The organism is Colwellia sp. MB02u-9, from assembly GCF_014077085.1.
In the GTDB taxonomy this organism is placed as follows: domain Bacteria; phylum Pseudomonadota; class Gammaproteobacteria; order Enterobacterales; family Alteromonadaceae; genus Cognaticolwellia.
The window spans coordinates 62,106-88,179 of record NZ_JACGVF010000095.1 but is presented as its reverse complement, the minus strand read 5'-3'; the positions used below and the strand labels follow the sequence as shown (position 1 = coordinate 88,179).

The following is a 26,074-nucleotide window of genomic DNA, read 5'->3' as shown; positions in this document are numbered from 1 at the left end:
GGCATCGTTGGCCCTTTAACAGATTCTGTTACAGGGCCCTAAATATATTGATTCTTGCATCTTGTTGAGCTTTATCGTTTGTTAAATTTAAAGCAATATTAATGAATTTTCTGCTGGATAATATTAAATTGTGGGCTGTTTTGTTCTTGTTTATGACAAATACTTAATAAATCTTCAATCAAACAAGAAAGTGCACGACGTTCAATTTGCTGGATTAATGCTTGCTGCTCGCCAGTGAGCATGTGGTACATAGTCGCAGCGCCAAAGTCGCCAAAAATAATATTAGCGTTTTCATCAAACAAGGTATTATGCGCGTATAAATCACCATGACATACTCGATTTGCATGTAAATGTTCAAACACGTCTTCCATTTGCAACACTATTTTATCAATTTGACTAACACTTAAGGTAAAGCCTGCTGGAAAAGTATCACGGGTACAGCTTTTAAAGCTTGGCGGTAAACCCAGATTTTTAAAATTAGCCGGTATTAAGTTCATGATTAAGGCTAAATAGTCTTCCTCATTAACTTGTGCTAAAGAACGGACAAGGTTTTGATGATCGCCGACTTTTAAACATGCCTGTAACTCGTCTTCTGGGTAGCCATCACTTGTTACTTTGCCTTTAAAAACTTTCACCGCAACATTGTCTGGAAATGCTGATGGATTATCAGTCCAAGTTGCACTGGAAATAACGCCTGAAGCACCTTGTCCCAGTACCTTTTGTAAGGTGAAACTTGTTGAGGGCAGTGATGGAACTGAGGCAATATTGAGGTTAGCAAGGCTAAAAGGATTGCCGGCAAAGGCAAGCCATGCAAGTTTAGGTAATCTCAGCAATTGCTCGGGACATTCAGTTAAATTGTTCGCTGATATACGCACTAACTCAAGGTTATTTGACTGCGCTAGTGTTAACGGTAGTTTGGTTAACCTATTGCCTGCTAACGCCAATTTTTGTAGTTTTGGCCGTTCGCCCAAAGCGTCAGGCAAAGTTTCAAGGCAGTTGTCGGTCAAGATTAACCAACGTAAATTCTCCGGTAAGGAGTTAGCAGGCACCTGTTTAATTTGATTTGATTTAAAGCCAACCATTTCTAGGTTTTCACAGCGCCCAAGCACTTCAGGTAATACTTGGAAGCGATTGTTTGAAGCAAAAATTATTTGAAGTTTTGTTAGCTTAACTATCGCCTTGGGTAGCGAAGTTAATTGATTGTCAGATAAATCTAGAATTTCTAAGCTATCTGCTAATGACAGAATTTCTAATGGGAATGAGCTTAAGTTTTCAGATAACTTTAAACGCTTAATACCCCTGAGTTTGCCAGATTTTAACTGAGATAGCGTATGCATTTATTAATCCATTGTTAGTGTTATTTTTAGTAAATGAAAATTTAGGACGCCACCAAAGTGATATGACATCGCTAAGATATAAAAAAACCCGAGAAGCATATTTAAAGGCTTTTCAGGTTTATCGAGGGGTAATCAACCTAAGATGTTTTTTGTTACCAGAGTTAAGCCAGTGACACCTTGTATCTTGTACAAAGGTATTTACCACAACCTAGTCCCTGTTTTCATTAATTCTAGGTTAACCTAGAATTACATATAATGGATGATTTTAAAGGAAACCCTTCTCTTTATCAATATCAATGGGAAGTATCATAGCGGCTATAAAGCAAATAAAATCAGATAATTGTAACGCAGCGATTAGCATTTAAAGCACTAGACCTATTTGTAAACCTAAGCTTAAAAATAGATGTAGAGTCATTTGTTATTAAAAATGACTAGAAGATAAAGCTCAGTTTAAAAAAGTAAGATAATATTAAGTTTACAGTTTTTGAGATAGCTATAGGAAAGGGGGCTTAATGATGACAGTTCACTGCGCGCTAGCGAACATGACATAGGCGATTTAGAAAAATCATGAGTTAAATTTTTTGCTGATACCACTTTAGATTAACTTACATCAACTATAAAAGCTGACAGATAGCGATAGGTTATTAATTAATAAAAAAGGACCTTAATATATGATTAAGATCCTTTTTATGTTTAACTTTTTAATCCTTAATGGCTCAGTGGTATACTCATTATTTACTTTTTCGTCTTAAAGTAAGCGACACTAAAGCAAGAGAAAACAGTATTAATGTGCTGGGCTCAGGAACAACAGACACTTGCGAAAAGCGCTGTTCAAAGCTTTGCAATGAGGCAAATTCACCAAAGTCTATCGCTTCAAGTAGAATGTTTTTTGTTACCCAAATTTCATCAGTTGGGGAAAAATTTGCTGAATCAAATAATTTCTCATTTTGTTGACCAAATATATCACTTCTTTCTACATTTTTTGTACCTATTTCATTACCTCTATTAGGGTCTGAATAAATTTTTTCTTCAATAAATATACTTGTCAGCGAGGTAGGATTAATTAATGCTGAATCCGTTAAATATAACGAGTTATCTTTGATCTTAAATATCGGGTCAAGTACTGAGACTCTAAAGCTAAACATAAAATCTAAGAAAGTATAAGAGTCATTCCCTTCAAGAGTAAAGGCATCATTTAAAATTTCAAAATGTAGTCCTGAACCAGGGTTTAGTCCACCATCAGCTAAACTGGTGACATCTATATCATCAGTGTTGACCGAAAATGGATTAGATGAAATGTCTTGTATTAATTCCCATTGGTCAAACAACTTATCGCCTACAACAATAGAACCACCATTAAATAATGTGCTGATAGGCGTAGCACAAACATTTACTGAAAATAGCAAACTAGCTATTAATAATATTTTTCTCATAAATTTCTTCCTTTAATTTAATATAAGTTAATATAATTTATTTTTAAATTTATTGTGAATTACGGAATAGGATTAATCGCACATCGAGCCAAAGTACAAAGAGGAATACAAACCTTGGTGTCTGATGGCGTTATCATGCCATCTAAGTTTGCATCTCTTGGATCATTGGGTAAGGCAATTTGACCACGGGCAATACTAATTGCTCTTAAATCTAAGCGGTCAATATCTCCATCGGCATCAGTATCACAAATCAAAGGTCCACCTATAGTGACTTCAAAATTTACGCTACAGGTATTGCCAGCGCCATCAGTTCCAGTAATTGTTGCACTTCCTGACTGCCCTGGATCAATTAAATCTATGGTGAAATTGACTTGCCCATCACCTGGGATAAAGGGATCAATGCTTGAGATGGCATTAACACCATTAATCATTTCAACAAAGAAAACACCGGTATCATTATCAATAACATTATTGCCGTTGGAATCTTCTCCGGGGTCAAGAATACCATTTCCATTGACATCCTCTGTTGGTTTGTTATCGGTAACTGAACCCGTTCCTGCATTGTTGTTGATATCAAGCGAGCAAACAGGAAGGAATGCATCTCCTATTTGATTGATAAACTGAAATAATGCACCTCCAGGATAGATATAAGAGTCAAAGTTGTTATATCCTTCAACGGTAACACCATGAGGGTTTACCGATGCAGTGTTATGTGTACCTTGACTTAAAGCCAAAACCACGGCTGATAATGTCCCCCCTGGTATAGGTGAATAATCCCCAGCAGGAACTGGCACGCCATCTAAAGTCAAAAAACCAACATCAGTATTATCAGCAATAATAGTTAAAAAATTCTCTGCAAATTGCGCAGCTCCAACAGTGGAGAAGGTATAATTATTTTGATATTGTTCTGATGGTATAATATTGGTCATTGCTGGATCACCCGAGGTTGCCCCTGGCGCATTTTGCCCTGTCATAAATTGAGTAACAAAAATAGGCTTATCTGCAGCAAAAAACTGATTCCCCGTAATAGCTGCTGTTTCAAAGAACTCACCTGCATTGATAACAGTAGTGGGCACACCATTTATCGTCATGCTGGTATTATTTTCTGAAGCAAGGATGCGATAAATGGTTCCTCCAAGTCGATTAGGAAGTCCAGCAGCAGATGCTGTTAAGCCCCAACTAACCAAAGGCTGTGCAATTTCAAAGACATGATCACATGCACCGGTCCCAAGTGGAATATTAGTACAGGTATTACCATTAATTAACCCTACTGGTCTATCGGCAACAACTCTAGTTCCGGTTAAACTGCCGGCAGTACCTGATGTTAAAGACTGTCCATGATAGCCTTCACCACGATTTAGATTTATAACAAATGGCACTCCGGCCAGATGACCAGACATATTGTTAGTGGGTGTGATAGTCACTTCAGTATTATCAAAGGCAGCATAAACAGTAAACAGACCAGAAAATAGTGCATTATAATCTGAAACCAAATACTCTACATTCATGGTGTCAACGGGTAATGCCAAACCGGCATCAGACGTTGCTGAGGCTCTATTTACTTGATAAACAACAAACTCCTCATCCGCAGTTGCCCTTATCAAGTTTGATGTTACCGCATTAACCGTCCAACTTGTCGCTGCTTGTGTTGGCAAAGATAAGATGGTTACAGTGCCAGGTATTATCGAAACAGTTTGAATAAACGTAGGTGTGTTCATTGGATATACTACGGTAACATCAGTAGCTACATCACCGGTTAGGTGTAATTCAATTATTGGTGGTGATCCTAGTTGTGGCAAAAAAGCCATAACAAAATCTTTACCTTGATTGTCTAATTGAGCATTAGCATTGAAGGTCGATATTGTTAAAAAAATCAGCAGTAATGTCTTAACTGATATAATTAATGTATGGCCAAAGGTTTTAATATGATTCATAAGTAAGTCCTTTATATGATTTAAATTTACTACCTACTACCTACTACCTACTACCTAACAACAACCCCCACTCTGTGATCATTCACCGAGTTATAATAACCAACTATTTCGGCATTTATTTGATTCACTAGAGCAGCTAGTTTTAAAATAAATACCTATAGTTGGCCACTTTTCCTAAGTATAAAATAGATCGCCTAATTAATGAAATGGGTATGATTTTATAAACTTAATAATACAGTTGAATTTGTTAAACAAAATAACACGTTGTCTAACAAATCAATCTGTACATAAAATAAGCATTAATTATGCCGCTAATAATAATATCTAGTAATCAAATTGTTAGATTTTTTAAAGTGTTAAAGAACATATTTGTGTAAATTTTTTCGACACTATTGATACGGTTAAATAACAGGAATATTCATGAAGCTAGCATATACCTTAGTGTTAATGGTAGTAGTCAAAGTATAATTAGCAATATATTAAGAAAATATGAGGTTATTGAAGCTAAGTATATTAAATTGTCGCTAGTGGGTAATTAGTCAAAAAAATCAGGACAAATTTTCGCTTATTTTGTTAAATAAAGATGGTGAAACACCAAGAAGAATTACTCACTAAAAAATTTTAAATCTTACTTATAAAAAATAACAAATAAGAGTTTAAATTAAGCACTAAAATGCTATCTCACTTTGTACCCCTTTACGCCCTAGAAATATAAAATTCATCTCTGCTATATGATTGAAAAATTGACTGTCGCGGTATTTAATTTGCTCAATAGAAAAATTTAATTAAAAGAAAAATTAGCGTCTAAGTGATCTTTAGGTTATATAATTTCGCATTAAAAAAAAAAGACTGCTTTGCGGTGCATGAGAGAAGATTATTACTTTAAAAAGTTGTAGTTTCTGAGATGGAAATTTCTTTAGTTATGAAGAGAAAATCAAGAAGTGGTAGCGCGCTAGCAATCAGATAACATTTTCTTTATGGAACAAAAAAGGGATAACATTTCTGTTATCCCTTTTTATATAATATGGTGCCGCTACTGGACTCGATTACTCTTCTTAACTGCATGTTAAGTAATGATTTTGTGTATTGTTTTTTTATCAGTACTACTTGCGGTACTACTAAAAATTAAAGTCACTGTTTTTTTTGATGCATTTAAGGTGTTTTGTAATGTTTACAAAAAAATATTTTAGGCTGAAAAGTTAACATAAATATTAATTTTTTTCTCCTCGCTATAATATGACAGTCTAACCTGAGATCATTTTTGTATTTAGGAAATGGTCTTCAAAGTGCGCTTATCGGAATAAAAATGTTGAAATTATGAATGTTTTTCGAGGTCAACTGAGCACCAGTTAGTTGACCTAAGACATTCGACAGTAGAATAGAAAATCATTAGGTAAGCGGACATTCCAGAAATGGATTTTGATACTTGTTTCATGATCAAAAAAGCTAAATACAACTAGATAACGATAACAATCGCTATGTCTCCTGCAAGCTCATAACTGCCGGTGAAATACCATCTCGGAACGTTAATTTTTACCACATGTGAATATTTGACGTTTTTTTAGATAGCTTAGGTAAAGGCTGTCATTCGGATTTAACGGTTTATATCCATCTATATCTGACATTTCTTCTATCATTTTTTAAATTCCCAAAGATAACATTCGAATTATTCAAAATTCACTTAAATTTATAGTATTAAGTCTAAGGCGCTAACGTCCTTATTCTGCCATAGAAGTACTAATTTATATCAACTGTCTTAACGGAAATTTAATGTATCATTTAAGAATTTTTCTATATTGCGCACAAAGAAAATCATCTAATGATAAAAAATCCCTCAACTCATTCCCTGCCACACAGCGTGACTAATAATTTGGGGTCGATAGCGATAGCTAGAATAAATATTGCTATTTTTAATGCGTATATATCACATGTTCCTGAGTCTGCTCGTCAACTTGACAGTACTAAACCATCGTATAACCTAGCTTTATAGCACGGCAAAGTATTAGACATATTTTTTTTACTAAAAACGTTAGAAGATGAGTTTAATGAATTTTTGCAACAGTCCAATAAAAGGTTATCGCCATGAATAGGTTATCGCAACAAAATGCAGATATAGTTTTAACATCTGATTTATCTGTTATTGAAAGTGAATCAATAAAAGAGGTAATTAAAGAAAAATCTATAAAAGGTGAAGCACCTTTAATGCGGTATTTCGATTTAGCTGATGATTCATCAACTAGCTATGTCTTAGGTTATAACTAACTAATTTGACTTATTAGACTAGCGAAAATATTCATACATTCCCCATTTAAGTCTTAATTATATTCTATTGTGATCGGGTATTTTTATATACATTTTAAATATTGAATTAAATTGGCATATTATCGATTCAGTTTACATAAAACAGTTATCTAGCCAGTGAAATTGTCTTGGTTTTTGCCTTGATTAATTGATTGTAATGCTATTGTCTAATACGTATAAAGTCATTATTTTTAAACAAATGACAATGCTTTTTTCAAGCTCTGCTTTTCTTTGCATTAGGTGGGAGTGCTTTGATATAGCAATATAGTTCTTACTTACAATATTTGGTTGGTAAGGTGTTATGTACTTACCCCGCTAAACTAAGCTCTACTAATTTTGATAGAGTGCTTTCTTCATAGTGAATAAAAAAATCTGTTCGGCGATGCAAGACTAGCTTAATGTTTTGCAGTAAACTTTTTGTTTTTAATTTTATAATTTGGTTATCTTCATCAAATTATTGAATGACAATCAATATTTCATACAGATCTTTATCATTTTGATATTTATCTCTATTTTTAGTTAAAGAAAAAAGCGATAAGATAATGACTCATAACTAGGGCTAATATAAACCAATTCTTTTTCTCTTTCGTCGGAACGCTGTAAGCCAACAATAATATCTAACCTGTCTATCTCAATTTCCTTCAGCCGTCGAGCAAAGGGAATGCTAGCAATTGAAATAGGCATCGATAGCTTATCAGCAATATATTTTAAATACTTACTGTGTAAACCATCGATAAAACCCTCGGCTACAGCCGCTTTTATTTCTCCTTCATTTATTGCCTATTAAAAAAACGAAAAGGCTAAACTCATTGAACAAACTGGCCCGCTAAAACATCTTGATATTGCTCATGTGCAATCACTAATTGTCCGTTAACAATCACCTGTTCAACGCCAACAGAATATTTATTCCAGTGGCTAAAGTCAGCTTTAGCTGAATAGTTATCTGGATCAAAAACTATAATATCAGCGTGATAGTTCTCTTTTAAAGTACCGCGCTTTGAAAGCCCTAATAACTTGGCTGTTTGTGATGAACTTCGATTGATAAACTCAGCAAGAGAAAGTAATTTTTTATTAACAACATAAGTTTGATATTTTTTTGGAAAGCTTGCATATTTTCGTGGGTGGCCATTTGTGCCATCTGAAGAAGTAACTACCCAAGGCTGCACCATGAATTTTTCCACATCTTTAGGCGACATGTTAAATGATGCAACACGCACTTCTCCTTCTTGAATCATTTTTATTGCAGTATCAACCACAGATGAATTTTCAACTTCTGACACTTGTTTTAGATTTAAACCCACTAAGCTTTTATCTTTAAATTCGGTAATATATAAAGATTCAGGGCCACCACGACGACGAATGTTTTCAGTTATTTCACGGGTAAGTTGCTCTGCTAAATCTGCTTGATTCAACCTTTGATGAAAGGCTTGCTGAGAATCAGCCATTACCCACTTAGGCATGACTGCGCTGCGTAGTTTAGTGCCGGATGCTAACCATGGGTATTGATCTGCTGAAATTGAAATACCAGCTTTTTGCGCTTGCTCAATTTTAGCAATAGCCGCTTCACTTTGTCCCCAAACATCAACACCTAATGCTTTAATATGCGCTAAATGCAAATGTATACTAGCCTCTTTTGCGATATTAATAGCTTCATCTAAGGCGTTAATAAAACCTATATTAAAGGTACTTTCATCGCGCAGGTGAGTATCGTAAATGCCATTGTACTTGCTTGCAACTTTAGCAAGGGTAATAACTTCTTCTGTATTAGCATAACTGCCAGGTACATAGTAAAGACCGGTAGATAAACCAATTGCTCCTGCTTCCATTGCGCTAGTTAACAGCGTTGACATTTCATTAAGTTCTTGTGGGGTTGAGAAACGCTCTGCTCGACCCATTACTTGTTCTCTTAAACTGCCATGACCAACAAATAAAGCGACATTAGTGCCAATACCGTTCGCTTCAAGCTTGGTGGCAACTGCTTTTATATCTACAGGACCGCCACCATCGTTACCATTAACAACAGTTGTAACACCTTGAGTAAGGTAGTTTAAGTTATGATTTTTGTCTTTGCTTTTTAGTTCAGCAAGACTATGAGTGTGAGGGTCAATAAAACCTGGACTGACTATTTTACCCTTTGCATCTATAACTTTTATAGCTTGAGTCGATTTTTCACCACTTGGATAAAGCCCACAAATAACTTGTCCACAAATAGCAATATCCAATGCTTGACCTTGAGAGCTTTCACCTGTGTATACAGTGCCATTGGTAATTAATAGATCAGCAATAATAGCTGGTTTAGTTGTTTTTTTTTGCTCAATTTTTTGATCTGAGCATGATGCAATTACAAGCAGTCCAATAGCGGCAGTGATAAAATGGCTTTTAAATAATTTCATTAATAATCCTATTCTTTATTATGATCTATATCGGATAGCATATTAGTCATTAATAAGTTAGCTGAGTTATAAGCAATACGTTTTATCTCGCGGCGGTCGGTGTTATCACCCATTTCATACGTGATGGCATGAACACCAAATGTATCAGAAAAATATTGTTTTGATACACCTAAATCTGGGTTGTTCCCTGGCTTTATTTCCACAATAAATTTTGGCATTTGGCGATCAAGATCTCCTAACCAATGTTTAACAAAGTAAGGATCTTCTACACCATAATCTACGGGCATAGTATAAAAAATATCGTGCTTGGTTGAGTGAAAATCAATGGCAAACTTTATTTTGTGTCCTTGAGCGACTATTTGCTGTAAATAGTCATTTATTTGCTTCGTTTCGATCTGGCTAAATGTATTCCAATCACGATTTAAGTCTATGCCATTGGCATTGCTTCGCCAATTCCCTGCATATACACCATCAGGGTTGATATTTGGAATAACTAAAATATTGTATTTTTCTCGGAAGTGTCGACCTAATTCACCACTAGATAATAAAGTGTCAACAAAAGGAAATAACGCCAAGGCGCCTGTTATTTCTGGTGGATGTTGTCTACCCAAAATAACCAACCACTCTTTACTTTGCTCATTTCTACTTTCAATTTTATAAATAGGTCGACCTTGAGTAGATTTACCTAAAACACTGTGATTTATATTTGTTGATTGCTTCAGTTTATTTGCCCAATCAACATAATACTGATTATTAATAACTTCTTGTGCGGCAATAATTATGGGTTGTGTTGAAGCTGTTAGCTTCATCACTAGACGGTCGCCTTTTAATTTATATTTTTGCAGTTCCCATTTTTTACCATCGTGACTAATTTTAGGTGGATACCTATGTTCATCACCTCGAACTTTCATGGTAATAGTAATATCTGTACTTTGGTCTGCTTGTATTTTAAAGGCATACCATGGGCTTGAATTTATCGGAGTGTTCTCTGGTACTAGAGTAATCAAATAATCATTTGTCGCTACTAATGCGCATTCATCCATACGTCCAGTAGAAAAATCTGTGGTTAAGCGAACATGACCAGTATTACATGCTTGCGCGTTGTCACTTTGTTCTAGTTGGGTAAATGCACAAGACATCAGAAAAATACTTGAAAATAATAATGAGTAAGTAATTAATTTTTTTTTCATAATTTTATCTTTATATACTTGAGTAGAAATAAAATATGGCTCAATTATTGTTAATTAGCTGAGCCATATTGTAGCTTAGGAATAATTAATACTTATTAAAAGCTTTTACTTAGATTTAAATATAAGTAACGACCACGGTTTGAGTGGTAATCACCAGAATAACCATGCCAGTAGTTATCTGCCATTGGCGGTTCTTTATCAGCAAGATTTCGCACACCTAATCGTGCATATGTTCCATCAAGAGGACTACCTTCACCAAATTTATATGACGCATATACATTCACGGTTGTCATACTAGCAATCGGTAAAAATATCTTTTCGTCATCAACTGTTGCGTTTGTACTAGTATCAATAAATTCACTGACATAATTAACACTTATACCAGCCCCCCATTGATTAAGCTTCCAGTTAACTGATGATTTAGCTCGCCATTCAGGGTTGCCATCTTGTAAGATTAAATCACCTACACCCGCAACTTCTACATCGGCAAGGTTTGGATATTTATCTAAGTTTTTCTGTGCTTCAAGTACCACTGCAGAGAGGCTATCAACGGATGTTTCATATTTAGTTAAATATGCTGCATTAACGTTAAATTCAAAATTACCAAAAGATGTTTCAAAATCATAGACTATGCCAAAATCAATACCTGACAACTCTTGGCTTGCCGCATTTATATATCGGTTATTGACTTGGCTAGCCACTAATTCACCATCACGAATAACATTAGAGTTACCAGCACCTCCGTCTTGGCGTATCACATAGTCGTGTGCAAGAACAGTCTCATAAGGAGCAAGAAAAACAAGATTTTCTTGGTCAATATTCCAGTAATCAATAGTAAGCGTTAAATGATCAGTCGGTTCAATAACAAGTCCAAAAGATGTATTAACACTGTCTTCTGGCTCAAGTTCTGAATTACCTTGGCGGTTATCGATAACCGCATAACTCTCATCAAGCACAGGGTCATATTTAGAAGAACGACGCGGCATGCTAGCAGCTTCAGAGCTTTGCTGTAGGCCAGGTACTTTAAAACCACCCGCATACGATGCTCTTAAGCTTAACCAATCAGTAGGCTTGTAAAATAAAGCAACTTTAGGTTTGAGTGCGTCACCCCCATCAGAAAAATTTTCATAGCGTGCTGCCAGTTGAACTTCAGCATACTGATCACCATTGTCAAGTAATGGCACTATAAGCTCGGCATAAGCAGAACCCACATTACGGCTAGCACTAGAATCTGTTGTTGCGCTACTACCATATAATGAGCTTTCATTAACAACACCGGAAGCATCAGTAAAAGGTAAGCTGCCATCTACATATTTAGAACGGTCACTGTCGTAAGTTTCACGGCGAAACTCAACACCTAAAGCAAGACCAGCATCACCCGCAGGCACAGAGAAAATGTTGCTATTACTGGCTTTAAAATCAATCGACGCCAAGCTAGTTTTTGAATCAGTATGCGCTTGAATTAAGAATTGTTCGCTAATTGATGTCGGAACTAATGGTCTATTGCCAATAGTATTTGGATTGTTAATGTCGCCACCACCAAACACGTTGTAAGCTGTGCTTTCATCTGTACTGTTTACCGCTGCTTCAAATGCATTTACATTAATACGCGTGCTGCGATCGTTAGTTTCGGCTTCACTATAAAATGCAGCACTTTCCCAGTCCCAGTTACCTGAGTAACCTTTAAAACCGGCTAGTACACGAAAGCTACTATCATCTACAGTAACCGTTCTTGGCCCAATATCAGTAGGACGAAATCTACGTAAAGTTACTTCTTCGCCAAATGGGTTATAAAAGGCATCTGCCGCTATATTAAAGCGATGTTTACTACCATTATGGTTTTGCTCTGATTGATTAGTCAATTGTGCTTGGTAATAAATACCTTCCGCAAAAAATTTTACATCATCATTCACTTCATGAGTAAAATGAGTGTAAAAGTTTATTCTTTCTGCATCTGAAGATAAAGGCCGTGTAGTGCCTCGATCAAAACGAATATCTCGACCTGAACTGCCCTTATCAACACAAACACCTTCAACAGTAAGTGCGGAATCTACACAACCTGACAGAGAATCAGGTTGTAGGTGAAATCTTCCTAGGCTATCACTGTTAAACTCACCCCAAGGCGTATCTGAACTTCGGTTATCTAATTGTGTATCACCAATAAACGCTTCAGGTAATCCTGGGTATTCACGTCTATCGTGACTTGCTGCATAAGGCCGTTCAGTTGCCATCATACCATTACGATTATAAATACTTAAAGACCCGACAAGGTTAGAAAGGCCGTTATTAAGCTCTACACCACCTAAGTAAGTAAAGGTTGTTTCATTTAATGGTGTACCTTGAGATCCACCATGCCTAAGACTGATTTTGTTACCCACATACTCACTATCAAGGGCATAGTTAACAACGCCAGCAATAGCATCTGAACCATAAACAGCAGCAGCACCATCACGCAACACTTCTAATGAACGTAGACCTGAAACAGGTAAAGTGTTTGAGTTAACAGTATTAACAGGTACTTTATTAGCGCCTGACTTAGATTGTGTACCAGGGTGATTTACCATGCGTCGGCCATTAAGTAATACCAAGGTATTACCCGCGCCTAAACCACGAAGATTGAATGAGCCAACATCACCACGAGCATCGTTAACGTTCGAAGAACCTGTCGTTTCACCAAAGTTAACAGAGCCCATTTGTGGGATAGAGCGAAGTAATTCATCGCCGGTCATTGCGGCAGAATTTTCTATATCAGCTGCAGTCATTGTTGTAACCGGTAATGCATTAATATCAGTAGCACGCTTAATGTTACTACCCAGAATAGAAATTCGTTCAATTTTTGCTTCGGCTTGAACTTCTTGAGCTTCTTCTGCGTGGAGCAATTGTGGCGATAAGGCCGCTAACAAACATAAACTAATATGTGTTAATTTATGTTTGGTAATAGATTTATTTTTCATGATATTCACCGTTGTAGTTTATAGTTATCTATAATTAATTAGGTATATTTTTACCTTTGCACTTCTCTCGTAATAACCATGAACGGAAACCATCATTTAAACAATTAACGCTTTATAGCAAAACTATAACCTTAGGTTATAGTTTGTTTTTCTCTAATAGAAAAACAAACTATCTAGGAGAGTAAAGCCCTTACTTGTCTGTTGGCAAAGTAAAGCTTGTCAATATAAACAACGCCTTCTACTTTTAAATCATCAATGACACGCTTGAGTCTATTTAGATCTGAACTTTTGCTGTTGGTCCACAGCTCAATTGCAACGTCAGGCTCTTCATTTTGATAACTTTTGACTATTTTAACAACCAGTTTTTCACGAAATTCCAGCAAATCGAGTAATAAAGAAAAGCGAGCTAACCTTGACCAATGATCACTCGTTTCAACCTTTTCGGTTTGCTCAATTAACCAAGTAAGACCGAGCAATTCACTAACTTTACAATAACAGGGTAATATACTTTCTACTGATAATTTAAGCTCAAATGCTGTTTTAACAATGTCACAAAAAACCACACTAGCGACTTTTAATTGGTGAATTTTATCCACTACACCCATGCCACATGTTTCTTTTTTTAATTGGTATAAAGACTGTTCTACAGGAGAAAAAGGTAACATTATCTTGTCATCATCAAGTTGTTGTAAAGTAGCAACTTCAGGGGAATATTGCTCTACTATGGTTGCAATGCTGTCAAGATGGTTGGCATTATTGATAAACCAAATGGCCATAAGTCGATAAAAACGTTGGACTTCAATCATCATGTTTATTTGTACTTGAGCACTTACCCTATTTGCCAGCGACTCTATTTCATTCCAAATATCATCGAGCAAAAAGACTTCTTTGGCGATAATAAATGCTTTTACTATTTCCGCAATGGTTGCTCCTGTTTGTTCTCGAACAGCATGAATACCACCGCGATTGAAAATTTCATTAGCAACACTGGTGGCAATTATTTGCTGCGCTAACGGATGTTGTACAATATATTCAGGGTATTGCTGTGCTAAAATTTCTGGAAATGCCAATAATAAATATTTTTCAAAATAGGGATCTGCTATTAGCGTTTTTTGTTTCAATAATGCGTTATGAACATCCATTTTAGAATAGGCCATTAGTACCGCAAGTTCAGGTCGTGTAAGGCCACGTTTAGCTATATTACGTGCTTGTAGTTCATCATCATCAGGCAGATACTCTAAAGTTCTATTTAGCTGTACACTTTTGACTAAATAATGGGTTAAACGAGTAAAGCTATCAAAATAAAACTGACTATTGGCTTCATCAATACTTAAGGCTTGCGCTTGGTAATAATTATTACGCAATACCATAGTACCTACTGCAGATGTCATGTTTTCTAGTAAGGTATCACGCTTATCCTGAGTAAGTGATTTTTGAGTAACTAAACTGTTTAATAATATTTTAATGTTAACTTCATTATCAGAACAATTAACCCCAGCAGAGTTATCAATGGCATCGGTATTAATTTTCCCGCCGGCTTTTGAAAATTCAATACGGGCTAATTGAGTACAACCCAGGTTGCCTCCCTCGCCAATCACTTTACATTGCAATTCATTGCCATTAATTCGTAATACATCATTGGCTTTATCACCCACTTCTGTATTTATTTCATTACTTGCTTTTACATAAGTTCCTATACCACCAAACCATAACAAATCAGCTTGAGATTTTAAAATGTAGCGGATCAATTCATCTGGTGATAAGTTATCAATGCTCACATTGATATTTAATAATGCTTTTACTTCATTTGATAGAGGGATATATTTCAAGGTTCGGCTATATACGCCGCCGCCAGAAGAAATTAAATCATCTTTATAATCTAACCAAGATGAACGAGGGAGATTGTACAATCTTTCTCGTTCCTCATAACTTAAGGAGGCGTTGGGGGTAGGGTCAATAAAAATATCGCGGTGATCAAAGGCTGCAACAAGTTTGATTAATTTTGAAGATAACATACCATTACCAAAGACATCGCCTGACATATCACCAATACCAATGACATTGAATTCATCATTTTGGACATCAACATTCATTTCTCTAAAATGTCTTTGTACAGAAACCCAAGCTCCTTTTGCAGTAATCCCCATCTTCTTATGGTCATATCCAACACTGCCACCTGAGGCAAAAGCATCACCTAACCAAAAGCCATACGCTTTAGATAAGTCGTTGGCGATATCTGAAAATGTAGCAGTACCCTTATCTGCTGCGACAACAAGATAACTATCATCGCCATCAAAACACACTACATCTATCGGTTTTACAATACCTTCAGCGGTATTATTATCGGTTAAGTCTAATAATCCGGAGATAAATATTTTATAACAGGCAATGGCTTCATTGGTAATATCCTCTCGGGTACCATTAACGGGTAGGCACTTAGGTACAAAACCACCTTTCGCGCCTTGTGGTACTATCACTACATTTTTAACTTGTTGCGTTTTCACCAAACCAAGGATTTCAGTTCTAAAATCTTCACTACGATCAGACCAACGTAAGCCGCCACGAGAGACTAAGCCAAAGCGCAAATGAACACCTTCTACTTTGGGTGCATAAACAAACGTTTCTACGTAAGGTCTTGGTTGAGGTGCATCTTTAATTTCACCACTGCGAATTTTAAATGAACAGTAACCCTTTATTTTATTTGTTGGTGAAAACTGGTAAAAGTTTGTTCTGACCGTCGCTGAAATTGCGGCAATAAAATTACGAAGAATACGGTCATGGTCAATTTTTTCAACCTTGTTTAGACTTTGTGATAGGCGATCTTTTATGTCATTAGCAAGCGTATTTCGCTGCTCTATTGAATTGCTATTTAAAGCGAAACGCGCTTCAAAAAGACGGATTAAATAATTAACAATGTCAGGATGGTTAATTAACGCTTGTTGAAAGTACTCTTCACTATAACCTAAGCCAAGTTGTCGTAAATATTTACCATATGAGCGAATAATAACAATTTGTCTAATATTTATATTTGCGGATAAAAGTAACTTGTTATAGCCATCATTTTCAATATCTCCCGCCCAAACTTGTGACAATGCTTCTTCAATATTTGTTTTAAAATCGACAATGTCAACATGACTATTGGCAGAGTATTCAAGCGTATAGCTATAAATATTATTGACCGAGCTATTTAGATTGTTAGCTTGAACTTTAAAACTAAATTCATCTAAAGGTTTAAAATCAAAATGTTCTAAAATTGGGATTGAATCACTCAAGGTAATACTTTGATCAAAAGTAAAAACATTAAGCTTTAACCTATTTTCATCATTTTTATTTAGTCGATAAATTTGAAACTGGTATTGGTTGCCTTGGTTAAGTTTTTCTAAGCAATCTATAGCTTCTATTGCTTCATTTACTGAAAATTGCTCTTGATAACTTTTTGAAAAAGCATTGTTATATTTTTTATCAATATCTGTACTTTTCTCTAAAGGCCAATATTGGTTAATCAACGTCGTTAAATTTTCATTCCAACTTTGAGTTTTTACTTCTATTTTAGAAATAAGCTCTAATATTGCTATTGAGCTAGTTGAGCATTTATCTTTTTCAACAATAAAATGCCACTGTGCTAGATAATCATCATTTAGCATTGAATGACGAGATAATATTTTACCGTTAAAAGTAGAAACTAATTCATTTTCAATGTCATCACGTAAGTCTGTGCAAAAAGCTTCTTTCGATACAAACACCAATACAGAAACTTGTTGATTAAATTCGTTTTCTCTAATAAATATGCCTGACTTGCTCTTCGCATTGAGGTTGTAAATTCCTTTTGCTAACACTAAAAGTTGATCAACACTACTTTCGTATAATTCTCTTTTAGGTAAAGATGCTAGAATATTAGTGAATTTACGGTAATTATGGCTATCAACTTTCAATGATAATCGCTGTAAAACTTCGTCTAGTTTAAATTTTAAATAGGGGATTTTATTCGGACTTAATTTATTTGCAACTTGTGTAAATAAACCAATAAATCGATGAACAGCAATAACGTTTCCTTGGGCAGAAAATTCTTTGACGTTGATTTGATCATAATAGTCATGTCGATGAATTGTAGATTTTAAATTAGATTTTGAAACTAATAAGGGTGAATCATCAGTAATAAATGTGGTTAGCTCTTGATTAATAATTTTTAATTCGCTATAGCCCAATGTGAGCTGACGGTCACTTTTATTTAATATACCTAAGCTTCTTTTATCTGGTCTATTTCCACTTGTCTCATCGATTGGAAAAATGTAATGCCCTAAAAAAACAAAGTTATCTTGGCCAAGCCATTGCATAAAACTATTAAGAACATCGTTTTTATTTATTTGGTTATTGGCACACATCACTAACTCAATTTGACTTAGCATGCCTAACCAATCACTAGTCACCGCAGAAATATCAGATAACAGTTGTTGAATTTTATCGACAAGTGATGCTTTAGCGCTATTATTAAGCTGATCCATTAATTCAATATACAGAATTGATTCATTATAGGCTTGTACATTACTCTGGATATGAGTTGTGGAAGATAAGGCTTGGCTACTTACTATATTTTCTATTACGGGGTGAAGAAAGACACTTGTTTTATAGCCAAGCGAATCAATCAATTCAAAGATAGAGTCAACAAGAAATGCTTTATCCTTGGTGATAATGTGTAAGACAGTACCATGCCCTGAAATTCCCTGTTGTGATAAACTATCAATGATAACTTTGTCGGTATTGCCTTCATGATTAGAAAAATTTTTCCACATAGGTAATGCTATTTGGTAACGCTGTGGCAATGTTAAAGCCTGAATATCGTTATTTAACGAACAGTCAAATAATTGTTGAGAAAACAGGACGAAATCTTGGCTGTCTGCTTCATTGTAATTTGCATTAATGTATTGAGTTAGTTTTGAATCGGTAGTCGAAATCACGATAAATTACCTTAGTTTAATTAAATAAGGCTTACAGGAATAGGGCCTTATTGTGCTGTTTTCATTGCTATTGCAAATATAATTAAACTCTAGCTAGCCGCGCTTTTTCTAGCAAATTCATTTGTTTTTATAAGGTATAACCTTACGTTGTACTTTCAGCGACACACATATATATACGCTGTAGGAACATTACACAATTCAAACACCACATAACCCTAGGTTATATAACACACAAGATTAACTAATATCGTTATTTGCAAGGCTACTTTATCTTAAAGGTATTCAATGAATATAGACCTTAATGTCATAACGACATTTTTCCTGTAATCAAATAAAATAAGATACCTATAATGAGCAGAAAACAAGAAATAATTAACAGTGCTATCAGAGCAAACATAATTGATGAAAATCTAATAGCTATAGGGGTCATGGATTTAAATGGGCTAGAAAAAACCGTTAATGATGCTTATGCTGCATTTCCTCAAAATTTTTTCCATACCTTCGCAGTAAAAGCCAACGCTTTAGTTAACGTATTAAAGCCGCTGCGTGAATATGGCATGGGAGCTGAAGTTGCGAGCCCTGGTGAATTAATGATTGCCCGTGCAGCAGGTTTTAGTACTAAAGATATAATCTTTGATTCTCCTGCTAAAACCATGGTTGATCTGCATACCTGTATTAAGCATAACATTTCACTTAATATTGATAACTTGCAAGAGCTAGAACGCATTGATCACCTAATAAAAGAATTTCCAAAAACTCAATCAGTGATTGGTTTTCGTGTTAACCCTCAAATTGGTAGTGGTCAAATAGCCTCCACCAGTACAGCAACGGCAACCTCTAAATTCGGTTTTGCTTTGACTGACGGTAATAATCGTCAACAACTCATTAATATCTATAAAGAACGTCCGTGGTTAAATAGTATTCATACTCACACTGGATCACAAGGTTGTGAATTAGAACTTATGGCAGGTGGTGTTAAGGTTATTACTGATTTAGCAGAAGAAATTAATGCATTGGTTGGCCATCAACAAGTCGTTCGCTTAGATATAGGCGGGGGTTTACCGGTAAACTTTGCTTCAGATGAAGTAACGCCAAGCTTTCAAGAGTACGCTGATATTTTAAAAGCGACAGTGCCATTAATTTTTACGGATAAATACCAAGTAAAAACAGAATTTGGTCGCGCTATCGTAGCCAAAAACGGGGTGATTATTACTCGGGTTGAATACACCAAAAATTCGGGTGATCGTCATATAGCAATCACCCATGCGGGCGCTCAAATACTCACCAGAACGGTTTTTTTGCCTAAGTCATGGCCTCTTCGAGTCACAGGTTATTTGCCAACTGGCGAGGAGCGAACAGCTAATAATACTGAGTTAGTTGCTACCGATGTTGCGGGACCTTGCTGCTTTGCTGGTGATTTGATCTGCGTCAATCAAGCATTACCTAAATTAGTTGCAAATGATTATGTGATGGTTCACGACACTGGCGGGTATTATTTTAGTAATCACTTTGATTACAATAGCTTACCAAGAATTGGCGTTTATAGTGTTTATGGGAAGGACGATGCGTTACAAATAGAATGTATTCGCCAAGCTGACACTATAGAAGATGTATTAAACAAAATGTAAAAATAAGCATTGAGTATTAAGTCATGAATATCGAAATAGATTTAATTGAAACATTAGTGATAGCACTATTGATCCTTTTTACAGGATACTTTTTCAATAGTAAAATAGCCTTCTTAAAAAATAATAATATCCCTGAACCTGTGGTTGGTGGTATAGCTTTTTCACTGTTTGCCGCTTTAGTTCACAGTATGTTCGATATTAATTTTCAGTTTGATATGAGTTTTAAAAATCCATTGATGACGATGTTTTTTACCACCGTAGGTTTAGGTGCTAGCTATTCTTTATTACTTAAAGGTGGCCCTAAAGTTGTGCTTTTTTTAGGTGTAGCTACCATGTACTTACTAGTACAAAATGCTTTAGGGATTTCTTTGGCGATGGCCACTGGCATGGATCCATTAATGGGGCTTATTGGTGGCTCAGTCGCATTATCAGGTGGGCATGGTAACGGCGCAACGTATGCTGATTTATTTATTGCCGAATATAATATGCCGTCAAGTGTCTTTGAATTAGCCATGGCTGCCGCGACCTTAGGGTTAGTGCTAGGTGGCTTAGTCGGTGGACCAGTAAGCAAACGATTAATTAAGCGTTATGACTTAAAGGCTGACGAATACCATGAAGAACTTGACGATACTATTACCTTTAACCCAGAAGATCATGACTTAGTAACGCCCAAAAAAATGTTGGAAACTCTGTTTGTTATTTTATTATGCATTGTAATAGGCCACTTTTTCTATCTGCATTTAAAGTCACTAGATGTCGTATTACCTGCTTTTTTAATGCCTTTATTGTTCGGCGTTTTAGCCACTAACTTATGTGACTGGTCTAAGCGATATTCTATTAGCAGAGCTTGTATAGATTTATGGGGCACTATGTCGCTTTCTATTTTTCTTGCTATGGCACTAATGTCGTTAAAGGTGTGGGAGTTGGCAAATTTAGCGGGGCCAATGGTTATTATTATATTTATTCAAACAGCTATGTTAATGATATTTGCTTACTTTATTACCTTTAGGGTCATGGGTAAAAATTATAATGCTGCAATTATCGCTGGTGGCCATTGTGGTTTCGGTTTAGGAGCAACGCCGACAGCGGTTGCTAATATGGAATCACTAGTAGCACGTCATGGTCCTTCTCCACAAGCGTTTTTAGTTGTTCCCTTAGTGGGCGCGTTTTTCATCGATATTACTAATGCCTTGGTAATACAACTCTATTTGAGTTTACCCTTTATTGGGAATTAATTACCAAGCGATGCCCATAAATCAAAAAATGGTTAACTGATAAAGTTAACCATTTTTGACTGACACCATTAACTTTGTAACCATAATAATTAAAAGAGCGAATAAATTTCTTTCGTTACACTAAGCTATAACCTAAAGTTATAGGTAAAGCTCAAATACAAAAGAGTTAACCACATAACTTACTGCTATGTTAATCATAAGGCTTTTATAGGGATAACCATATGCGCTTAAGACATATTGAAATTTTTCATGCTATTTATACTACTGGCTCAATTACTAATGCAGCTAAAATATTGCATGTTTCACAACCCTCAGTGAGCAAGGTCTTATCACATGCTGAAATGCAATTAGGCTTTAATTTATTTGAACGGGTGAAGGGGCGTTTAATACCAACAGATGAAGCTAAAATGTTATTTGGTGAAGTAGATAAAATTTATCAGCAAATGCGCTCAATTAAAAATACCGCTGAAAATATTAAAAAGTCTGAATATGGTCATATAAACATAGGGCTTACGCCAGCATTAGGTTTTGATGCCATTCCAAATGCTATTGCAAAATACCATCAAAAATATCAAAAAGTTAATTTCAATGTACAAACGATGCATAACGATGGGGTAATGCAAGCGTTATTAGAGCACAAATGTGATTTAGCTATCTTGTTTTCACCCAACGCAATGTCTGGTGTGACATCTATTGAGTTTGCCCAATCTGAGCTAGTCATTGTCTACCCAAAGGAAATTTTTCCTCATTGCCCAGATAAACTCACATTAAGTCAACTACAAGATTTTGAGTATATAGATATTAGTGAAAGTGGCCCGTTAGGTGATTTGCTATGGACACGTATGATGAAAGATAATGTAAAACTTGAATCGCTAATAAAGGTTCAAACCTACTTTGTTGCTGCAAGGTTAGTGGCTCAAGGCGCAGGCATTTGCATCGTGGATAAATTTACTGCACAGGGAAATTTGTCTGACAATATTGCAATGGCGTCTTTTGATCCACCTTTAAATTTCAGTGTTAATGCCTTGCATTTAGAAAACCGAAATTTATCTAAAGTTACTGAAGAATTTATTCCGTTTTTGCATAATGAAATATCGAAAAATAAAAAACTCATTAAAGAGTAGCGGATCTTTAATGAGTTTTTAAATGTAATGGTTAATATTTCAAAACTATAGTTTTGTTGGTGTGATTATTTAAACCAATATAAGCAGGTTGCCGGCTTTTAATACTAAAGAAATTAATTTTAGGGTTTGAGCTAAAAGCACTTTGCCACTCTATTAATGCAAAATCATCAATATCGACTTGTCCTTTGTTACCGTTGAGTAATTCAAATTCAACCAGTACCCGATAGCTTTTATAGCCAATTCTTGGTGAATTAAAATCTACTTCCATATTTTGCCATTCACCGTTACCTGTAATTTCAACAGAATTAATTAAATGCTTTTTACTGTTTTTGAACGCATCAAATAGTTTTTGTCGTTTTTTTCTTCCTTGCCAATAATAATTAACTTTGACGGTATTAGTGGTTTTAAATTTAGCTTTAATGGTCATTTGGCTACTTGGCGTGTATACACGTTTGAAGCTTTGCATACCAAACGTAGCGGTTTGTTCATTCTGTAATGACAAAGCAAGGCTTTTATGACCACTTGCTCCATATAGATTCAATGATGTCAATTGACGGTCATATAACCAACCACGTTCAGGACCGTCAAAATAATCAAAACTTTCAAAATCACTGCCATTAATTAAATTTGTTCCTAAACGATATTTTAATTGAGTTTCAGGCAATAATATTTGGCGTAATTGTGCCTGCCATGGTGTGTTATACAAGCTGATTATTTTTTCATCCTTGTTTATTGATAACGCAACTTGCTCAGTTTTATTCCTTGGTGCTTTATTTTCAACGGTAATAATCCCATGACCACCTGATTGGCTAATATAAGTATTTCGAGTTTTAGATAGTTCAGTTAATCGCTTCATCACGGTATATCGGTTCATACCTGTTGCAGGCGTTGGCTTATAACCTTTCACATATAAAGGTACAATTTCAGCACGATGGAACTTACCCTGATCTAACCACACATAAAGTATAAAGCTGTGTTGAGTTGCACTGAAGTTTTGGTCAAAAATAAAATTACCCATAGAATAAGCGATTAATTTACCGTCATATAGTTCTAGTCCTTGGGTAACATGAGGATGGTGAGCAATAGCAAGCGCTGCGCCGTTATCTAAAGCAGTCTTTAACCTTTGCTCAGTAACACCTGTAGGGTTATTGGCATATTCTTGACTGCCATGATATTGCACTATGGTTGTTCTATTTTGATTTACTTCTTGTTTAACCGAATGAGCAATATTATCCATAGAGCCAAACGCTGCACCGCCATGTTGATGATTTGCCGTTTGTGATGGTTCTTTACTGCCTTCCCAACCTACATAGGCTAGCATTGAAAAGTCAGTATTATTTATTGTTTCTTGGTGTGCTTTTAGGGCGTCTTTTTCACTAAAACCAGCACCTGAAAAATCAAGAGTGCTATTTTCTAAAAAAGCAATAGTCGATTTAAGTCCTGAATCCATATAATCGTAAGTATGATTATTTCCCAATGAAACATAATCAATACCTGCCCATGATAATGCATCGAGTATTTCGGGTTGAGAATAAAAAGTAACCGATTTAGGTGCACGCTCGCCAGGTAATGAACTAGCTATTTGAGTTTCTAAATTGACCGCAGCGTAGTCAGCTATGCTCATATAGGGCTTTATATATTTAACAATAGCTTTACTATCCGGCAGTTTACTTTCTAGATTTAGTAGCACCTCGTCGCCAAAATAGGGTTTATAAAAACGACGTCCCATCATGCTATCACCACCAAAAGCGAGCATTACCCGAGAGTCTTTTTTCGCAACGAGCGTTATATCAGTTATTTCTCCATAGTCTTGATTATTTGTGTTTAGTTCGAAATGACTAAACGTTTGAACGCTGTTGAAATAGTTTTTTTTAGTAAGATTAATTTGATATAAATCATTAACCTGTACCTCAATATTAAATCGCCCCGTTTTATCAGAGAGCACCTGCTGCTCACCAACTTTAACGTGAACCCTTGCTATCGGATTATTATTTTCAGCTAAAATTCGACCCTTTATTGTAAATATTTCACTAGCATTAACATTTACAACGAAGCAGCAATGAAGAAACCAGAGAGCTACTAACACGATACGAGACATATACTTTCCAAATAGGGAATAAATTTAATATTAGTATATAGGGATCAGCTTAACATTCTCATTCAATTTGTTCGAAAGTATATAACCTCAGTGTATGTATTAACGCCCTTAATAATATTAACTGGCGCGGGAAAAAGGCATAGGGCTAATTATCAATGTTCGAAACAACATGAAAAAAGTAGACTTTCTCTTTGGGATAAAGCGATGTTCCACAAGCGATTTATGATTGAAACCATCAATGACCATCTAAAAATATTGCGTATATTAAACATTCTAGACACCGCAGTATCAATGGTTGTATGATAAATATGCTGTCAGAATTAATTGCGTATTGTTTGCAGAAAAACAAACCCACATTAAATATGATAGCGCGGGAGGTTAAGCTGATACAAAGTACAGGATTAGTCGTCGCTTAACCCTATCTTATGTTCCTTAATCAAACTCAGCTCATAAGGTCTAAAGCGCAAGGTGATTTAAATAAATATCTGATTAAATTTTTCTTTAGCTAACGCCACTTTCTTTACTTCTCTTGGCGATTTTTTTGTCACTAAAGACAAGTTAAATTGGTAAGTTAACGTACTTGGTTGAATAATTCTGATTTCACCTTGATTAAGCTCCTTCTGAATATAACTTCTTGGCATATAACCTAAATAACGACCGGATAAAATCATCGATTTTCGCGTATCAAATTGATAAGCTTTTGCTGCTAAATTAAGCTTTTTTAGTTGTTCTCGACCGAAAGAGTCAATATCAATCCCTGGATGAACGGCCGGGACTTCTGCTAACATTGCTGCGGTTATTTCACTATCAACTATATTATAGAATTGATGCGTTTTGCCACAACACAAATACACTGGCTCTTGAAACAGTGATGAATAACCCAGGACATCAATTTCTTGATATTGTGGGAAAAGACCCACATGGGCTTTATCATTTAAGAGCTGTTTTTCAATATTAGATATCGAGTCACCATCAAGTACAAGGTGTAAATCCGGGGCACTGTCGTGTATTAACGCGATCACCTGAGCAAGCTTTCGTTCGGTGGTATTATCTAACTTATCGGCGCACAGAATAACCAGCTCGCCACTAAGCTCTTTCCCTAACGTACCAACCAACAAAGAAAAATCATTGAGTGAATCAAATAAATCGATCACGCCTCGATACACCGCTTGTCCATCTTCAGTTAATGAAAAACCGCCTCGCCCCCGTAAACATAACTTAAGTTTCATGCGTGTTTCAAGATTTGACATATGCACGCTAATAGTCGATCGGGTTACCCCTAAGGCTTTTTCTGCCGCTGAAAAGCCGCCATGCTCGACCACTGAAATAAAAATACGTAATAAGCGTAAATCATATTCAGTAATAGGTTTGGGAATAATTGAAAATCCACTCAATGTTTTACCACCATAAAACTAAAGGTTTAATGTTTAGTATTTAACCCGAGTTAACTTTACTATTCAATAGCATTATTCATTTTTTGCATTGGAGAAAA

14 protein-coding genes are annotated in these 26,074 nt (G+C 35.6%); 4 read left to right on the top strand and 10 right to left on the bottom strand.

The annotated features are described in order from the left end of the window. Positions 1-98: 98 nt before the first annotated feature. The 3 genes from H4J65_RS11535 to H4J65_RS11525 form a co-directional block, all read right to left on the bottom strand. Complete coding sequence (locus tag H4J65_RS11535) at positions 99-1,337, bottom strand: leucine-rich repeat-containing protein kinase family protein (RefSeq protein ID WP_182198277.1); 1,239 nt, start codon at positions 1,335-1,337, stop codon at positions 99-101. 731 nt (positions 1,338-2,068) lie between these two features. Beyond that, positions 2,069-2,770 carry a PEP-CTERM sorting domain-containing protein gene (locus tag H4J65_RS11530; RefSeq protein WP_182198276.1) on the bottom strand — a complete coding sequence of 234 codons (702 nt, stop codon included), beginning with the start codon at positions 2,768-2,770 and terminating at the stop codon, positions 2,069-2,071. Between the two features lie 59 nt (positions 2,771-2,829). Continuing rightward, positions 2,830-4,704 carry an IgGFc-binding protein gene (locus H4J65_RS11525; protein WP_182198275.1) on the bottom strand — a complete coding sequence of 625 codons (1,875 nt, stop codon included), beginning with the start codon at positions 4,702-4,704 and terminating at the stop codon, positions 2,830-2,832. Positions 4,705-6,786: 2,082 nt separating this feature from the next. Between H4J65_RS11525 and H4J65_RS11520 the strand changes: the two genes are divergently transcribed. Then, the gene (locus tag H4J65_RS11520) at positions 6,787-6,966 is read left to right on the top strand and encodes a hypothetical protein (RefSeq protein ID WP_182198274.1); all 180 of its coding nucleotides are present in this window, start codon (positions 6,787-6,789) and stop codon (positions 6,964-6,966) included. 558 nt (positions 6,967-7,524) lie between these two features. Here the strand turns inward: H4J65_RS11520 and H4J65_RS11515 are convergent. The 5 genes from H4J65_RS11515 to H4J65_RS11495 form a co-directional block, all read right to left on the bottom strand. Then, complete coding sequence (locus H4J65_RS11515; RefSeq protein WP_404851950.1) at positions 7,525-7,740, bottom strand: hypothetical protein; 216 nt, start codon at positions 7,738-7,740, stop codon at positions 7,525-7,527. A gap of 71 nt (positions 7,741-7,811) precedes the next feature. Continuing rightward, a complete protein-coding gene (locus H4J65_RS11510) occupies positions 7,812-9,398 on the bottom strand; it encodes an amidohydrolase family protein (RefSeq protein WP_182198272.1) in 1,587 nt (528 codons plus the stop codon). Positions 9,399-9,406: 8 nt separating this feature from the next. After that, the gene (locus H4J65_RS11505) at positions 9,407-10,588 is read right to left on the bottom strand and encodes a M14 family metallopeptidase (RefSeq protein WP_182198271.1); all 1,182 of its coding nucleotides are present in this window, start codon (positions 10,586-10,588) and stop codon (positions 9,407-9,409) included. A gap of 95 nt (positions 10,589-10,683) precedes the next feature. After that, on the bottom strand, positions 10,684-13,542 hold the full coding sequence (locus tag H4J65_RS11500; RefSeq protein ID WP_182198270.1) for a TonB-dependent receptor domain-containing protein: 2,859 nt from the start codon (positions 13,540-13,542) through the stop codon (positions 10,684-10,686). Positions 13,543-13,715: 173 nt separating this feature from the next. Then, positions 13,716-18,497, bottom strand: coding sequence for an NAD-glutamate dehydrogenase domain-containing protein (locus tag H4J65_RS11495; RefSeq protein WP_182198269.1), 4,782 nt, complete (start codon positions 18,495-18,497; stop codon positions 13,716-13,718). A gap of 350 nt (positions 18,498-18,847) precedes the next feature. Here H4J65_RS11495 and H4J65_RS11490 point away from each other — a divergent pair, with 350 nt between their 5' ends. From H4J65_RS11490 to H4J65_RS11480, 3 genes are all read left to right on the top strand, one after another. Continuing rightward, positions 18,848-20,125 carry a diaminopimelate decarboxylase gene (locus H4J65_RS11490; protein ID WP_182198268.1) on the top strand — a complete coding sequence of 426 codons (1,278 nt, stop codon included), beginning with the start codon at positions 18,848-18,850 and terminating at the stop codon, positions 20,123-20,125. Positions 20,126-20,148: 23 nt separating this feature from the next. Beyond that, on the top strand, positions 20,149-21,360 hold the full coding sequence (gene gltS, locus H4J65_RS11485) for a sodium/glutamate symporter (RefSeq protein ID WP_182198267.1): 1,212 nt from the start codon (positions 20,149-20,151) through the stop codon (positions 21,358-21,360). 221 nt (positions 21,361-21,581) lie between these two features. Beyond that, complete coding sequence (locus H4J65_RS11480) at positions 21,582-22,484, top strand: LysR family transcriptional regulator (protein WP_182198266.1); 903 nt, start codon at positions 21,582-21,584, stop codon at positions 22,482-22,484. A gap of 31 nt (positions 22,485-22,515) precedes the next feature. Here H4J65_RS11480 and H4J65_RS11475 read toward each other — a convergent pair whose 3' ends face one another. Continuing rightward, positions 22,516-24,582 carry a CapA family protein gene (locus H4J65_RS11475; RefSeq protein WP_182198265.1) on the bottom strand — a complete coding sequence of 689 codons (2,067 nt, stop codon included), beginning with the start codon at positions 24,580-24,582 and terminating at the stop codon, positions 22,516-22,518. 473 nt (positions 24,583-25,055) lie between these two features. Beyond that, on the bottom strand, positions 25,056-25,976 hold the full coding sequence (locus H4J65_RS11470) for a LysR family transcriptional regulator (protein ID WP_182198264.1): 921 nt from the start codon (positions 25,974-25,976) through the stop codon (positions 25,056-25,058). Between the last annotated feature and the right edge of the window lie 98 nt (positions 25,977-26,074).

Coding starts and splice junctions, on each gene's coding strand:
- H4J65_RS11535 (WP_182198277.1), bottom strand. CDS start 1,337: ATGCATACGCTATCTCAGTTAAAATCTGGCAAACTCAGGGGTATTAAG.
- H4J65_RS11530 (WP_182198276.1), bottom strand. CDS start 2,770: ATGAGAAAAATATTATTAATAGCTAGTTTGCTATTTTCAGTAAATGTT.
- H4J65_RS11525 (WP_182198275.1), bottom strand. CDS start 4,704: ATGAATCATATTAAAACCTTTGGCCATACATTAATTATATCAGTTAAG.
- H4J65_RS11520 (WP_182198274.1), top strand. CDS start 6,787: ATGAATAGGTTATCGCAACAAAATGCAGATATAGTTTTAACATCTGAT.
- H4J65_RS11510 (WP_182198272.1), bottom strand. CDS start 9,398: ATGAAATTATTTAAAAGCCATTTTATCACTGCCGCTATTGGACTGCTT.
- H4J65_RS11505 (WP_182198271.1), bottom strand. CDS start 10,588: ATGAAAAAAAAATTAATTACTTACTCATTATTATTTTCAAGTATTTTT.
- H4J65_RS11500 (WP_182198270.1), bottom strand. CDS start 13,542: ATGAAAAATAAATCTATTACCAAACATAAATTAACACATATTAGTTTA.
- H4J65_RS11490 (WP_182198268.1), top strand. CDS start 18,848: ATGAGCAGAAAACAAGAAATAATTAACAGTGCTATCAGAGCAAACATA.
- gltS (WP_182198267.1), top strand. CDS start 20,149: ATGAATATCGAAATAGATTTAATTGAAACATTAGTGATAGCACTATTG.
- H4J65_RS11480 (WP_182198266.1), top strand. CDS start 21,582: ATGCGCTTAAGACATATTGAAATTTTTCATGCTATTTATACTACTGGC.
- H4J65_RS11475 (WP_182198265.1), bottom strand. CDS start 24,582: ATGTCTCGTATCGTGTTAGTAGCTCTCTGGTTTCTTCATTGCTGCTTC.